Consider the following 15,867-nt stretch of genomic DNA (forward strand, 5'->3'; position numbering starts at 1 on the left):
TTTGTTACCTCCAGAGCTCATATGTGTTAGATAATCCAGGACATTGCCAAGCTTTTAGCGTCCTCTCTACATCTATCTCAAGCCCTGTGGTGAGAAAATTGCTACGTATGTTATAAATTCCCCACTGTATAAATTGACCATAGATTGTGCTATACGTATGCTCACTTGCAAAGAACTCAGGTGTCTCACCAACTCTTTCACCTTCTGAGTGAAGATTAGATGACGTATAAAGTAACACTGTAACAGTTTTTCCTGCTGGAATGATTATGTTACCTGATCCAATAAATTCAGAACTGCTAATTTCATGCTGGTAAATACGTGTCCAAGTAATTCTCGAAATCTCTGACTTCCTTGTATTAGTTTTATCAGGTGTACCTATAAATAATCCTGCTCCTCCATAATTAACTTCATCTTTATACCACATTGCAGATCCAACAAAGTTTATAGTTTTACTTATATCTACATTGCTTGTGTTTTTTACGAATATTACTCCCAATGCAGCATAAGGGTATTTCAGCATATTGAATTGCTCAGAAAATCCATCATACATGAATCTTGGGTATGATTCTCCATAGATAAATGTACCTTTGCTTCCCTCTAAAAAGCACAATTGTCTTGGCCGATAAAAACTAACATAGCTTGTATCATATGTGTGAGTACCTGCTAGTAGTTGTAGCATATAGTCTGTTTTTGTTATATCACTACTCCACTGACCAAGCTCAGTTGTAAAAGTTCCGTGACCAAAGTAATTATTTTTTCTACTTAGTACACCAAATAAAAAAGGTAATGCTCCAGGTTCAATCATATGACGCTTTCTTACTTCTTTCATGATTGATGAGCCGCTTGGTACATCATTTATAGAGTTAAGCTTAGTTGTTAGTTGATTTTCTCTGCTCCTTATCTCCCTCATAATCGATGAACCGCTTGGCACATCATTAACAGTACGGAAGTTATTCACTAAACCTTTTAGACCATCTTTATGATCATTGCCAACACTGTTTATTGCTGCAATATTGGCATTCTTTCTCGTATCAAGTAGTGATAAATTTGTTGTTCCTTTTTCATCAATTCTCTTTAATAACTGCTTCTCTGATTCAGAGATCACTGCTAAAGAACTAGCTTTTTTATTATCCAGATCGGTTAAGTGTTTTTTTGCACTATCAAGAAGTTCTTTTAGCTTACCATCTGTCATCTGTACAATTTCAGAGACAGCACTTTTGTCGACTATTGATTCCAATGCTTTAGCAAGATATGCCAGTTGATCTGGAGTACTATTTGCTGCTAAATCCTTAAGCCTCTTTTGTAGTGCATCAATTATCTCTTTTACCTCAGTCATCTGCACAATGTCAGCAATAGCTTTTTTATCTGCTATCAACTCCAGCGATTTTGCAAGATATGCCAGTTGATCAGGTGTGCTGTTTGCTGCTAAATCCTTTATCCTTTGGTATATTGCTTCTTTCATTCCCAAAAATTCAAAAAAGTTTCAAATCTAAATCGTTTAAAATTATTTTTTAGTTGATTATGCTCATCTTCTCTTTCGGTAATATCTTCATCTATTTTCTCAATTGTGGTACGGATACGAACAACATCCTGCACAGCAATATTTTCTGGATGAGGCAGTGGATACCCTCTGCTTGTTTTATCATCTGACATTCTGCTAAGTGATAATGATTCGTAGATTTTTGACTTTAGGACGATAGATAACCGTACCACTTAAAACTAATTTTATCCTTGTCTCATTGCCATTAAAGTTTGTCAATATATGAGTTCTCTCCACCCAATTTTCACCTATTGGTTTTCCTGATGTTAAATTTACTAATTGCCATTCTCCCACGTTTTTCTCTACATAAGTTTTAATGTCTGCAGTGCCAGGTATCAGCGCATCATATGTTATGGTAATCTTAGTGTTAGCTCCTGCTGTAATACTTCTTGTAACATAATCTCCTTTTTCCCCTATATTACCCATAACTAACTGTAACCCAGGATAAAGAACCGGACTTTTTTCTTTTGACCCTTTTAAATTTGCCTTTACTGTTAGCTCTCCAGATAATCTTTCACGCAGTGCGAGCGGCAAATTATCAGACAGAAAGTTTTCTTTTCCTTCTTCGTCTGTTAAAATAAATTCTACATTGGTATCAAATGCTACTTTTTCAACATTTGTTAAAACTATTAAATCTGATACGTTGTTTACAGTAACTTTCCCAAGATCAATAACATGAGAATTTTCACTAAATTTTGCAGCTAGTAGTCGAAACGTTAAATCTAAATTTTGATGCGGTGTCCACGTACTTGCATTGCTTGATGAGAGTAATACTCCTACTTGATATGGCTGGCTTGTTACCCAACGGCTATTTACTGCATCATATTTGCCAAGTTCTGCTATTTTTACTGCAGTACCAGGATCATCAGTAAGCAGTACTATTGCATACTCCTCTCCTGCATGGCAAAACACTGGCGACCATTCTATACGTGTTGCTGTGCCATCTACTTTTATATCTTTCGGCTCAATATAGCTTTCAGCAATAACAGTCTGCGAGGGCATTCCCACTGCTGTTTCTCTAATCTGCACAACAACACGTTTTTTGCCGCTATTTGTGAACCATAGCTCCACACCTCCTATGTGCCTACTCTCATTTAAAGTAAATGTTTGGGCTAAAGGATCAACTCTTCTTGCTGCGATAACTCTTCTTCTTTCCTCTATGGTAATTGTTTTTTTACCAGTATAAGTTGCTTCTCCATAACTGCCTTTATCACCGAAGAACTGCACTAACTTAGTCCCAGCAGGAATGTTTCTTGGTACAGTAAATCTTCCTTTTATTTTTCCTCTGTTATCAGCAATAAATGTTGCGATCATGTTTTTCTTTCAAATATTTTCTATGCTTTAGGTTGAATAAAAATTCCATCAAACTTTAATTCCTTAAGCTTTTCACCAGTTGCAAAACCTTCAATCTCAAAATTTTGAGTTGCTTCTCGCATAAATTCAGTTTCGTATGAGGTGCTTGACAGCAGCTCTGTTGTTTCTTTAACATTAAATACTCTAGTTACTGGACTTTTCCAATTCGTGGTAACCTCCGTCCAGTGGTCAATGTTTTTATTTAGAGTAATTTGTGCCGGGACTGGATCAAAAGCTTGATATGGATTAATCTTTTCTCCTTTGGTCTGTAAAAGCTGCTCCAGTACCGGTTCAAGTTCATACGGCAACAAATAAGTTTTTTCTCCTCCATCAATATCAGCAATCGTTACATCTATTGGTAAAATTAATTCCTTGTTTACTATCGCTGCAGACTGTGAGATTCCTTGATCGCGCATATCATCATCAAAGAATGGATCTACAAATACTCCTTTTTTGGTGGTAGGTTCTCTTGAATTTGCATCACTGCGTAAACGTTCCTCTGCAACCAGCGCATAAAGATCATTTATTCCCTTCTTCATTGCTTCAAGCTCATTCATCGGTACAGCATGAATAGCATTATTCACTATTTTTACCCCTTCTTTTTCGCCTTCTTTCCATGTCTGATGAATATAGCAGAGCAAAAGTTGTCCGTTAGGTGCTTTTGGCATTGATGGTCGCCAAGGGTGAGAAATTCCTTTTATTCTTCTTACCACCCCTTTGCTATCGATAGTAATTAAATCATAGCGGGGCATTTTCCAGGTGTAATCAACCAGAACCAAGCTGTTATCAACTGCACCTCTTACTTTACATCCCTCTTCACTTATATCTTCAGGGCTTACATGAGTGCGGCAGCGATAGGTTATTTGATAACTACTTCCAGGAGCTGGTTCTTTGCCTGGTAATGACCAATCAACGTTTCCTGCATTTAACTTATAGTCTATACTATTTTCATAAATAACATTGCCTTGTTTAACTTGAATAATCTCAAGTACTGCAGAATCAGGTATCGGATCAATAGCTCCAGAATATGAACCATGAGTAATGGTAATGGTTTTTTGAACAGTTATATCTACTTTTTTAATTTCACTTATTGGAAAATCATTAACTTTAAGTTCCATTACTCTTTGGCTATTTGGCTGAAAAGTATGTGGTTCTGATTCAACTGACTTTATATCCGGATCTTCATCAAAAGAAACACGAATACTGTGAGGAAGTTCAATCTCATAGCCATCAACATGAGCTTTGCCCTCATTAATCACAAATATTTTTTTTCTTCCTTCTCCCTCTTCCTTTTGCAGGAACATTACTTCAAGGCCATTTACAACGTAGGAACCATTGGCTTCTTTGTCATAACGAGCAAGAGCAGTAGTTACTATATTTGCTTGTGGTGGAGGTGAATGTTCTATTAATACTCCATTTTCAATGTTATAAATTGGGTAAAATTCCCCATTTGTAGAGTTAACAGTAACACTTTCTACTTGGTATCCCCAAATGGTGGAAACTTTAAGCCTTGCTGCCCCTACTTCTTGATAATTACGTGTACCAACAGCAGGATCACGAAGATTTTCATCCTCAAGTTCTGTAATCGTAGATTCTACGTAATAAACACCGATACGAACTATAGTATTAAGAGGAACAACAAACTCTTCTTTTTCGACTTTTCTAACTGCACCACGCAGATAGATTTTTCCTCCTTCAAGTGTAACTTTACCAGTTTCTCTATCTATAATACAATTGCTTCCTGTTATAACATCACCATCACGAAATATTGCATCACCTATGCCTTTAAGCTTAGAGAGAGCATATTCTTGCGTCTCGTTTAATTCTGCTGACTGTAGACCTCTTCCAGCAAGAAATAAGCTTTTTTCGTATTCTTTGTCAGGATTAAAGCGATTATAATAGCTATTCAAAGTCATTCTTTTCCCCTCTTCAGAATGTAACGACAAAGGCAAAAGTTTCCCGGGTTGCTGCGGTTCTGATCAGTGGTACCGTGTGTTCTAAAACTAACAAAATTCCAGGATTTTCCACGTCTTTTGGCTCAAAATATCTCTGTCCAGGAGGTGCTTTCTCCTTTACCTTTGTACCAACCATAACCCCGAGTTCCCTGATAACTTGATTTGCTGCGTCCGTGAAATCGAAAGTAAATTTGAGAAAAAGATTATTAGTTGGTACATTTGAGGGCCTAAATCTTCCAGAAGGAGTTATAAGTTCGCCGTTTTCATCACCTGTGCAGAATAGCACTTCATCTGCAGTACGTCTGCCAAGCTCATTGAGCAGTTTTTGAGATGTAATGGACTCTGGTGGTGTGTCTTGAATGTATTCTATAGTTACTGTACTATTCTCTACAATAGAGCTGTTTTTCGTACGTTTTATTATACCACTACTGCTCTCAACTATATAGTCAATACTGGATTGATACACTGTTTGTCCTGTAAAAACCCTTACATCTTTAATAGTGTGGTAATCTAGAGCTATTTCACCCTCAATAAAAACTTTTTCGACCTGATGGCTACTTTCCCAGCTCGTATCACCTGTTCCCCAAGCAAGGTGGATAGACTGCTCTTTTATACTTGCTGCTATTGCTGCTCTTCCTGATTGTGTGAGTATTGACATTTTAAAGTTTGACCCCTGTATATATATTCACCAAAATTACAAAAACTGTTCAGTTTTTTTAGGAAAATTCTTCTTTTATTTCATAATAAATTTTTGTTGACTAATCTTTAATCTATTTTAGACATAATATATTTACTTTTAGATATATGATAGCTAGTGAGGAATTTTGGGAAAATAATTTAGAAATGCCAGTATCCTTTTTGCTTAAGGACTTTCAAAATCCAAGTTTACGTGAAAGTTGGCTTAATTCTCTTTCTGGTAGACAATTAAGTGTGATTTTTAACCACTATTTTCAGAATAAGCAAAATAGGCAATTATTTAAAGACTACGAAAAATCCGATGATATTTCAACTCAGCAAAAGCGTAAGATGCTTATTAAAATTTCTGAATCTCTGTTTGATTATTACTTAGTCAATCGTTTTAGTCGTGCAAAATCAGAAACAACTATAGCTGAAGTAGCACAGTCTGTATTAAGCCAAGATCTTCTGAAATCATTTCTGTTGCAAAATAACAAATATGACAAAAAGTCCTTGTTGTTTACTCTCTTTATAATTAATCATAACTTACTGAAACAAATTTTCTGCTTTAATCAAGTGCAGAAAAAAGGTTTTTTACCTTTCGTATTAAAAAATCCTCCAAGACAAAAGTCCACTTCATTTAAGGATTTTTTATCAAAAAGTACGATACAGGAAATATTAAAACAGCATGATCTATTCGAAAATGATAGTTTTGAAAGTCAGTTTCAAGAACTCTTTTACTACCAAAATAGTATTTACTTATTTATACGACGTGCTAGTAAAGATGAAGATTTGGTAATGAGTTCAAATAAGGTAATACACGGTTATAAACCTAGTAGAATTATTATTGACTTTGCTTTAAATGCTAACCAAGTAAATCTATCTATTCAAAGTTTTGATCAAGGATTAAAAATAGCAAATAGAATAGCAAGCTGTTATTTTCAACGAGAATGTTCATTTACTAACATGCGCCACCAAAATACAACAGCACAAGTGAGTACTTTTTTGAATGACTGTGTAAAACAACATGTACCTGATATTCGCCTATTTGAATTGAAATTTGGTCCATCTAAATCTAAAACTAATCTTACGTTAAACACGGATAATATTGAAGAGTGGTTGCAGAAGATAGAGCCTTCGGTTGGTAGTGTACTGCATGATGTTTCGCTTGTTCAGCATATCAAAGTATTGTTCAAAAGTAAAAAAGTTACTTTATCCTTTCAGACAGACACGCAATACGCAAATTATATAGAAATTGATTACTCAGAATATGTTCTCAATAGAAAAGAACGAGATGATTTTAAGTCTTTAATTAGAGATAGCTATGGAATTACCGTTTTGTCGAAAACACTCTCAAGATATTGATACTATGTTAGTAAATAGGTCCTGGGTAGATCCTTATGAGAACTATATAGATGCTGCAGAGTATCTCAACCAGATTGATTTTGTTAAACTTGAGAAGCATTACTTCGTTATTTGCGCTAATGATTTAGATCTTGATTTTCCAAATATACAAAATCCTTATTGCAAAAATGAGGTTATCATTTCTCATGATTTTGATGAAGAGTGTGATGATCTAGCTTGCGAGGATTGTGGTCGTGATATTTTTCCTAATACTTATAAAAAACAGCGTTATCTTGTGCTTTCAATTAAACTTAATACGGAAAAAATTATAAATTGGTTTGAAAAATTATTGACAGGGCTCATATGGGAAAAGGCAGCAAATGGGATATATCATATAAGCTTTAAAAGTAAAATAGTAAGCATTATCATACCAACTTTATGTACTGATAAGTCATATTTAACTGTAGATAGGTTAAGAACTAATGTTGCCGTTCTTATAACTTTTGGAAAGGAAGACTTAAAAATATTGTTAAGCCTATACACTGTTTCCATGGCTGATTTAATTTGTAAACATCAAACTCTAAATCAAATACTAAGCGAAGCAGTTGAAAAAGGAGTACCAGAGCTATTACCTAATGTTTCTTTTCAAGCATTCCCTTATGTTCCACTGCAAGAAACAACTCTTCCAGAAAAAAAGATACTGCGATTAAAAGTTGAAGATAATACTATTTATGTTAATGACATTGAAATTATAGGCAAACAAGCAATTTCGAGCATCCGTATTTTTAGAGTGTTACTTAAACAATTTTTACGTGATTTTGAAGCAGTTAAAGAATATAAATTTCTTAATATTGTCCAAATAGCAGATAGCTTAGGTCTTGAAGACCCAGAACAGCAAGTACGCAGACCTCTTAACAGAATGCAAAAAACAATAGCAGAAAAGCTAGCTAGCACCTTGGGACTAAATATAAAACGCGATGATGTGATACAAGCGTGTAACTGGTCAGGCTATCGGCTTAATCCATCTACCATTAACTTAAGTGCTAGCTAGCCCTATTGCTAAAAACAGTCTAATGGTAACATAACTTTAACGCGTCTGTTATTTCTTGTTTTTCACGAAATTTTATATAACCTTCAGTAACTAAGGCATTAATATATCTAAGAATAGAATGATGACTCTTAAGACCATTCAAAAAAATAGCAAAATTGGGTTTTAGTAAAAAAGCGTCCCTTCCTCATTAATTAACTGTAAAACAGTATCATATTCTCTCTTCCAGCGTATGGTTCCTTTATGTTTAGTAATTTAACAAGGTTTATGTCACTTATAATTGAACTCAAAAATTCAGCTATATCCCCGTTTTTATCTTTAGAAACCTGTTGTTCAGCATTCATATCACTAATACCAGGCGATAAATAAGACAGACATTCTTTAAATCAATAGTGTTTTTTGGGATTTATTCATCTATAAAAATTGTTTCAAATAAACACAGCAGCTTTAGAAAGGTATCCAATCACGCTCAGTATTTTGATGTTGCTCTTGAGTAATAACCGTAGCAATCTTGTTTTTCTCTCCATATCGATCAGCCTCAATACCAACTTTTGCAGTAAACTCTAACCCATTAAAATCAGCTATAGAGTTGACTTTTCTAGCAATAACTGCTTTTTCTGAAGTGTCATTTGAATGAATGTTCCGTGCTGACTCTAAAATACTTCTAAGCATAGAACGACCCATTTCTCCCCAAGTATCTTCTCCTTCAACGCTTGCTTTGCCACTTTTAATACCAATTACTTGATAAATCTTACGTTTTGTATATGGACCTTCAGTGACCGTAAATTCAGCGTTTAAATAGATGCTACCAGTAGTGTAGCTTTTCGTGAACCAATTCTCATAACCTCCAGGCTTTATTGCCATTTTTACCTTGACTATTGTACCTTTCGGTATTAAACTGCTTTGCAGTTTCGCATTATTAAAATCAGTTAAAAAATCTGATAACATATTGTCTCCTATAAATTAAGTAAAAAAAGAATCAACTCCATTGGTCTACAATCTTCCAATGACCATTTATCTTATCAACAAGTTTGTTTGGCACACGTTCACCATTACGAAGCTCAAATACTACCTGGCGTACACTGCTTTCTTCATCATGAGCAAACATTACCATGCCTGTACTGTAGAATCCTCTTAAAGATCCAGCACCGCTTAAACCCTGAAATGGATCTTCTTCTAACATTTTTTTGGATAGTTTTTTTGTATGGTGGGTGAGTATTATGCCTGAATCTGGATTAATAATATTTCTCAATCTCTCAAGTGTTTTTTGCAAAAAGAATAGCATAGCGCTATTGTCATTTTCGTTGCCATATTCACTTGAATTGAAGATATTGCGGAGAGGATCGATGGCGATAATATCAGGTTTGAAACGCTCTTTGACAACATTTTTAATTTCATCTATTTCTTCACTACTAAAAGATAATTGAACTCTTGGTGTGATAATTAAGTTACTGGCAGCTATGTCCAAAAGCTCTTTATCCAGTTGAAGTTGTTGCAAACGTTCTTTCATATATTCATATTCAATTTCAGTTTGCATGTAGAAGATTTTCAAAGGTCTATTTGGTGTCATACCAAGAAATGATCTACCAGCAGCCATGTGGACGAGCCATGAAATTAGAAAATCGCTTTTGCCAATTTTAGGAGGGCCACCCAGTACCAATAGACCTCTTTTCGTTAAAATTCTTGGTGAGATTATATCCTCTGGTATTGGCGTTTGATCACTTAAATATTCCTTTACGCTATAAAAAGGGACTTTTTGACCGATGTTGAAAAAGCTTTGTTCCATATTACTCCTTTTAAAATTAAATTTAGGCAACAGAAGCCAAGGTTTTGGCTTTAATTTTTGCAAGTAATTTACCTAAATGCGGTTCTTCAACCATATTCAGGCAGCCACTTCGATCTTTAGCTGGATATCCCCAAGAGTTAATAGTCTGACAGACAAATGAACGTTTCTCTGTTCCATCATCTTTCTTAATTCCAACCATACTAATCACTTCATCAACAATGCCGGGAATCTCACTGGCAGTTTTAGCCCCTTCACATTGAGGTAGCCAGGTTGAACGATTGCAGTCATCAAGATATTGACCTAATGTGCCAACTATGATGATGTCTTTGTCTCTGATATGTTGAAACTGATTGAGCCAGGCCATCATTTCTTGAGCAAGTAACCCATAAGCAGCTCTTTTATCTTCTCTTCCTGATCTATCTGAAAAAGCTTCCGGTTGCATTCTTGCCCATGAAAAGCATAAACGTGATGCTACAGTTATGCTATCAATAAAGATAGAGCGGTATTTAGAAACTTCAGAAAGAAGATCTTTGTGCTTGCTACAGACATGCTCATAGTGTTTTTGACTATACGCTTGATCAGACCTTAATGCAGGATTAGGACCACCAATAAGACAAGCAATGTCTCTGGCCTCATTCCAAGTGCGAATCTCAGTTGAATCTCCTTTCCAGTCTTGTACAGCTAGAAGTCCTGCTTCAAAATCAAGGCAAAGTGTTGTTGATTCATCGAGAGTTTTGAGTAAGCTAGTTTTACCAATTCCATAAGGGCCAAAGATTACTATCTTCACACCTGTGACCATTTTTGCTCTTTCTTCGCTGTTTATTATTTTCATGTTTTTACCTATATGCACTTATATATAAATTCACCAAATTTCAAAAAACTGTTCAATTTTTCTTATGCTTTTTTCCGTAAACAGGTGCAAATTTAGATCGCATTTTCTTGAAAATGTTGTACAAAGTAGTCCGTGACATATTGTTCATGTCTGCAACTTCAGCAATGCTGTGATGTTTAAGTTGTTCACATAAAACTTGCCACTTCTTTGGTAATTTTGAAATAATTTGCTCAACATCAATACGTAGTATCGTTTCATCTTCAAAGCAGTAACTTTCTTGTTGCACATTATTTTCAAGCTTAGGAGTAGTACGTGAGTGTTTACGGACTAGATTATTAATACGATTTTTAACAACTTGCTTAGCAAAGGTTGAAAGACTGCCCTTAGTTTTATCATACTGATCTATGCATGAAAGAAACTCACAGAAGAGGTCTTGTTCTATGTCTTCAATATCTTGATCAGTAAGCGATTTATAATATTTTGCGTAAAATTTTATTAAATTAACAACTTTAGGATCAATACCTGAATAAGAGTTTCGAGATTTCATAAGATGTATCCTTAAATGAAAGACTTAAGGATGAAACTTTCTTAGTAAATATTGTAGGACATGAAAAAAATACCTCAGACAATCGTGAGTTTTTTACCCTCTGAAAACCTGGAATCTTTTTTCAAACCTCAGACACTCAAAACTTTGATCAGACAATGCACCTACGAACTGAACAGTTTTTGTAAATCCGGTGAATATATAGAACAAGACTCCGAATTTATAGTTTAAAGGTTAATTATGAGTGTTTCATACAATGTTCAAGAACTTAAAGCACAACTTCTATTAAACTTAAGATCTTGTCTTTTGTACTTGCTACCTAACGGAACTTTTCACAAAAATGAGTTTCAAGTAGGTGATATATGGGGTAATAAAGGAAAAAGTTTAAGAGTAGAACTAAGTGGCAGTAGAGCCGGGTTATGGAATGATTTTGCAACTGGAGAAGGTGGTGACATTATCGACCTTTGGGCAGCTGTGCATAGAAAGAATGCAAGGACAGAGTTTCCTGAGGTAATAGCTTCAATAAGTGAATGGCTCGGAAATAATAAAAAATACAGAGAGAAACAATATGTTGATGAAGACTTTGAGAAATTCATTACCCAAAGTTGGAATTATTATGATGAAAATGGTCAGGTGATTGTAAAAGTTTATCGTTCTGATCCTCCTGGAAAGAAAAAAGTATACAAGCCTTTTGATATCAAACAATCTAAGTTTGCATCACCAGAAATAAGGCCTCTATATAATATTCCAGAAATCTTAAAGTCTGATAAAATTGTTCTGGTGGAAGGGGAAAAATGTGCAGAAGCGCTGATAGAGAAGGGAATAACTGCAACAACAGCGATGTCTGGAGCAAATGCACCTATTGAGAAAACTGATTGGACTCCGCTAAAAGGTAAACACATTATTATATGGCCAGATAATGATGAAGCAGGTAAGAAATATGCTAAAAATGCTGAAAAAAAGCTTTTAGAAATCGGAGTTGAATCACTTGTTGTTCTTAATATTCCACAAAATAAAACAAAAGGCTGGGATGCTGCAGATTGTGTAGAGGAAGGAATAAATGTTAAAGAATTTTTAGCTTCAACTGCACTTACTACTAATACTCTAAGTACAAAAAGTTTGATTTCATTTTCTGCAAGGCAATACTTTAACGATAAATCACCGATGCCAGAAGATATAGTTGCTCCTCGAATTTTAACTCCAAGTGGACTTTTAGTGTTTGCTGGAGCACCTAAAGTAGGAAAAAGTGACTTTTTAATTTCTTGGCTAATTTACATGGCAGCAGGAGCTCAATTTCTTGATATGGTACCTAAAAGGCCTTTAAGAATCTTTTATCTTCAAACTGAAATTGGCTACCACTATATGCGTGAACGTCTACAGCAACTAAAAATCAATGAAGAACTGCTTGAGATTGCTTTGGATAACTTAGTCATTACACCTCAAACAAAGCTACTCTTAAATGATAATAGTATAGATGAAGTTCTTGATGAAATAAAAAAATCATTTGATTCAAATACAGTTGATATTATAGCTATTGATCCACTACGTAACGTTTTTGATGCTGGCGAGAACAGTAGTGAAAATGATAACAATGCTATGCTATTTTTCCTGCAAGAAAGAGTTGAAAAATTGAGAGCGTTAGTTAATCCGAATGCAGGAGTCATTTTAGTACATCACACGAAGAAGATGCAAAAGAAATCATTAGAAGAAGATCCTTTTCAGAGTTTCAGTGGTGCTGGTTCATTAAGAAGCTTTTATACTACGGGAATGATAATGTTTAAGCCAGATGAACGGCAAAGTAGTCGTCAACTGATGTTTGAATTACGTAATGGTCATGCTATTCCATCAAAATGTGTTGATAAAATCGATAACTGCTGGCAAATACTTGATTATGAGTCACAGAGACTGATACATAAAGATTATGGACAAAAATTAGATGCAGAGCGTTCTCGTAGATATGATATTATACTGCAATTAATTTACGACGAGGCGAGAAATAGAGGGAAAGTATATACAATCAATACATTCTGTGAGGTATTTGAAAATAAAGCAGGTCTTGGTAGTAAAAACTCCATTCGTGAACGCATTGATGTTCTTGCTGCAAAAGGTTACATTAAGTTTAACAGGAATGATAAAAATGCTGAAAGAAGTAAATATGGGATACTTTGTGTTGAAGATATGGAAAAGAAAGTTACAAACCAACTAAATAAGGATATTACAGTATATGAGAAGATTTTACCAACCGATTATAAATCGCCAGAATATGGCAGTATTATGCCAGTTGAAGATTCAAACATTTGGCTTTACTATAATTAGATCTCTTCTATATCATCTACAGTAATAAGGTTACTTACGAAGTATATTGATTATTTCAGACTCCAGAACTCTTCAGTCTTGGCAGAATCTGGTGCAGTTTATGAGATCTGGTACTTTCTGGTAGTAAAAAAATGCCAGATTTTCAATGGTTTAATGGTTGACAGATTTCTGAGCTGTAATCTGGTTTAGGTGGCAAAAAGCTTAGGAGTATTGAGGAGTTTTGACCAGTCTCCAGTTTCCAAAATTTCCTATTATTATATAATAATAATATAGTAGTATGACTTTAAAACATACTACTCTGTTCGGTTACTAACCAGTCTACAATAATAAGCTATGGATACGTGTAAAGCTCTCTTTCAAAATTATCTGATAAAAGAAATGAAAGACAATGCTCAGAAAAAACAAATGAACCGTAATTGGATTTTAAAGCGATTCTACAACCTCAGGGTACAATTATACCACCAAGACCTAAGTTACTCACGTAGGGTAGCTTAAAACTCGATTATGAGGCATTTCTAAATTATTTCTTGCTTTAAAGTTTTACTTGTTATAAAAAAACCCTTATTGTACCCTATCACGCTTTTTATTCGTTGTAAAACATTTTTTTCAAAAAAGTGAAAAGTTTTTGTAATTTAGGTGAAACAAGAGCTGGTTTTGGAGGTCTTATTGAGATATAACGACTTTTATCTAAAATTCTTAAGTTGAGTCTTTAGGTAATCTCTATAAATAATTTGTAGATGAAGCTAAAGGAAAAAAGTTGCTGCCATAAACATAAGCTACAAAACCCTCTCAATAGTTCAAGATGGAGACAAAGATCTAAATTTATTTATTTACGTCTCCAATTTTATCTAGTATAACGGAGACAAAGATTTATATTTCGTATTTTATGTCTCCATCATTTATTGGTAGGCAAACTGAGTTAAAACAACTACTGGAGCTTACAGAAAAAAATACTGCATCTTTTGTAGTAGTCAAAGGAAGGCGTCGTATAGGAAAAAGTCGTTTAATTCAAGAGTTTGGTAAGTATTTTGAACAATATTACTCCTTTATAGGTTTGCCACCAGAAAAGCATACTACAATGTCCTACCAACTTAATGAATTTTCTAGACAAGTTGCTAGACAATTTAATACATCTTTTGCTAGGTATGATGACTGGAGCGATTTACTATGGGCAGTTGGTGAACGTCTACTATCAGGAAAAACATTATTGCTGTTTGATGAAATTTCTTGGATGGGCTCAAAAGATCCAACCTTTTTAGGCAAAATAAAAAATTTTTGGGATACGCAGCTAAAAAATAATAACAAGCTAATTTTTGTTGTTTGTGGATCAGCTTCATCCTGGATCGAGAAAAATATACTTAGTAGTACTGGTTTCGTAGGGAGAATATCGTTGACTTTAACACTCGGAGAATTATCACTTTCTGATTGCAACGAATTTTGGCCAAAAAATATTTCAGCATATGAAAAATTTAAGGTGCTTGCAGTAACTGGCGGAATTCCAAAGTATTTAGAGGAGGTAAATTTTAAACATAGCGCTGAAGAAAATATTAAAAGGCTTTGTTTTACAAAAGGTGGGTTTTTAGTTGAAGAATTTAATCAAATATTCTCAGATTTATTCATGCGAAAAACGGCTTTTTATAAGCAAATAGTCAGAGCTCTTTCTACTGGAGCTAAAGAACAAGAAGAAATTTGTGCTACTTTAAATATCGTAAGACATGGACGCATTTCTGAGTATCTACATGAGCTTGAGCTTGCTGGTTTTATTGCAAAAGATCATACTTGGAGTATAAAAACTGGTACTGATTCACGACTCAGGAGATACAGACTTCAAGATAATTATTTAAGGTTTTATCTAAAATATATCGAAAAAGATCTAGGGAAAATTAGTCGTGACACCTATTCTATAGGGTTCTTACCAGAGTGGTATACAATTATTGGGCTTCAATTTGAAAATTTGGTGCTGAACAATAGAAAGAGTATACATAATATCTTAGGAATTGATGGAATAATAAGCGAGAATCCATTTTTTCAGAAAAGAACGCGTAATAGTGCAGGTTGTCAAATTGATTATATGATTCAAACGAAGTTTAACACTCTCTACATTTGCGAGATCAAATTTTCAAAAGATAAAATTGGTCATTCAATAATACAAGAGGTACAAAAGAAAATAGATGCACTAAATCGTCCAAAAGGCTTTTCATGTCGTCCAGTCCTTATCCACGTCAATGATGTAAGTGATGATGTTATAGATAGTGATTACTTTTCAAACATAATTGATTTTGGAAAATTATTAAATTGTAAGTAATATTTTTCCTGACTTAAACAATGGTAGTTTCTACAGTTATTCTTAAATTCATAGAGTTTGCTAACATTAGTATCTTTAGCTTTACAAAAAGGGGATGGAGCCAAAACAATCTCTCTACTGCAACATAATTCTTTAAACCATTTAAAGGGCTATTATAGCGTTATTGATG

13 protein-coding genes are annotated in these 15,867 nt (G+C 34.4%); 4 read left to right on the top strand and 9 right to left on the bottom strand.

The features are described 5' to 3' along the window. Positions 1 to 4 precede the first annotated feature (4 nt). From ACQH2O_RS03665 to ACQH2O_RS03685, 5 genes are read right to left on the bottom strand one after another with little or no spacing between them, the layout of a single operon-like run. Entirely contained in the window at positions 5 to 1,462 is a 1,458-nt protein-coding gene (locus ACQH2O_RS03665) for a hypothetical protein (protein ID WP_425385358.1), read from the bottom strand. After that, the gene (locus ACQH2O_RS03670; RefSeq protein WP_065095395.1) at positions 1,459 to 1,653 is read right to left on the bottom strand and encodes a hypothetical protein; all 195 of its coding nucleotides are present in this window, start codon (positions 1,651 to 1,653) and stop codon (positions 1,459 to 1,461) included. Before ACQH2O_RS03670 ends, ACQH2O_RS03665 begins: the two co-directional genes overlap by 4 nt. Positions 1,654 to 1,657: 4 nt before the next feature. Next, entirely contained in the window at positions 1,658 to 2,854 is a 1,197-nt protein-coding gene (locus ACQH2O_RS03675; RefSeq protein WP_425385359.1) for a hypothetical protein, read from the bottom strand. A gap of 20 nt (positions 2,855 to 2,874) precedes the next feature. Beyond that, complete coding sequence (locus ACQH2O_RS03680; protein ID WP_425385360.1) at positions 2,875 to 4,809, bottom strand: DUF4815 domain-containing protein; 1,935 nt, start codon at positions 4,807 to 4,809, stop codon at positions 2,875 to 2,877. A 13-nt stretch (positions 4,810 to 4,822) separates the two neighbouring features. Further along, a complete protein-coding gene (locus tag ACQH2O_RS03685) occupies positions 4,823 to 5,506 on the bottom strand; it encodes a hypothetical protein (protein WP_265028025.1) in 684 nt (227 codons plus the stop codon). 146 nt (positions 5,507 to 5,652) lie between these two features. Here ACQH2O_RS03685 and ACQH2O_RS03690 point away from each other — a divergent pair, with 146 nt between their 5' ends. Both ACQH2O_RS03690 and ACQH2O_RS03695 read left to right on the top strand, forming a co-directional pair. Beyond that, entirely contained in the window at positions 5,653 to 6,888 is a 1,236-nt protein-coding gene (locus ACQH2O_RS03690; protein ID WP_264375672.1) for a hypothetical protein, read from the top strand. Further along, on the top strand, positions 6,848 to 7,918 hold the full coding sequence (locus ACQH2O_RS03695) for a hypothetical protein (protein WP_425385361.1): 1,071 nt from the start codon (positions 6,848 to 6,850) through the stop codon (positions 7,916 to 7,918). Before ACQH2O_RS03690 ends, ACQH2O_RS03695 begins: the two co-directional genes overlap by 41 nt. A gap of 444 nt (positions 7,919 to 8,362) precedes the next feature. On the opposite strand, the gene ACQH2O_RS03700 is transcribed toward ACQH2O_RS03695, so the two are convergent. The 4 genes from ACQH2O_RS03700 to ACQH2O_RS03715 are packed head-to-tail and all read right to left on the bottom strand — an operon-like array spanning position 8,363 to position 11,080. After that, a complete protein-coding gene (locus ACQH2O_RS03700; RefSeq protein ID WP_425385362.1) occupies positions 8,363 to 8,863 on the bottom strand; it encodes a hypothetical protein in 501 nt (166 codons plus the stop codon). A 31-nt stretch (positions 8,864 to 8,894) separates the two neighbouring features. Next, positions 8,895 to 9,701: an AAA family ATPase gene (locus tag ACQH2O_RS03705; protein ID WP_425385363.1), complete on the bottom strand. Its 807-nt coding sequence runs from the start codon at positions 9,699 to 9,701 to the stop codon at positions 8,895 to 8,897. A gap of 22 nt (positions 9,702 to 9,723) precedes the next feature. Beyond that, positions 9,724 to 10,533 (bottom strand): ATP-binding protein, encoded by an 810-nt coding sequence (locus ACQH2O_RS03710; RefSeq protein ID WP_425385364.1) that lies wholly within the window; start codon positions 10,531 to 10,533, stop codon positions 9,724 to 9,726. Between the two features lie 52 nt (positions 10,534 to 10,585). Then, positions 10,586 to 11,080 (bottom strand): RNA polymerase sigma factor, encoded by a 495-nt coding sequence (locus ACQH2O_RS03715; RefSeq protein WP_213864031.1) that lies wholly within the window; start codon positions 11,078 to 11,080, stop codon positions 10,586 to 10,588. Between the two features lie 237 nt (positions 11,081 to 11,317). Between ACQH2O_RS03715 and ACQH2O_RS03720 the strand changes: the two genes are divergently transcribed. Together ACQH2O_RS03720 and ACQH2O_RS03725 are read left to right on the top strand one after the other, a co-directional pair. Then, positions 11,318 to 13,393, top strand: coding sequence for an AAA family ATPase (locus tag ACQH2O_RS03720; protein ID WP_425385365.1), 2,076 nt, complete (start codon positions 11,318 to 11,320; stop codon positions 13,391 to 13,393). 886 nt (positions 13,394 to 14,279) lie between these two features. Beyond that, positions 14,280 to 15,698 carry an AAA family ATPase gene (locus ACQH2O_RS03725; protein WP_425385366.1) on the top strand — a complete coding sequence of 473 codons (1,419 nt, stop codon included), beginning with the start codon at positions 14,280 to 14,282 and terminating at the stop codon, positions 15,696 to 15,698. The last annotated feature ends 169 nt before the right edge of the window (positions 15,699 to 15,867 follow it).

Origin of the sequence: Wolbachia endosymbiont (group B) of Schoenobius gigantella, from assembly GCF_964031005.1 — a bacterium.
GTDB lineage: Bacteria > Pseudomonadota > Alphaproteobacteria > Rickettsiales > Anaplasmataceae > Wolbachia > Wolbachia pipientis.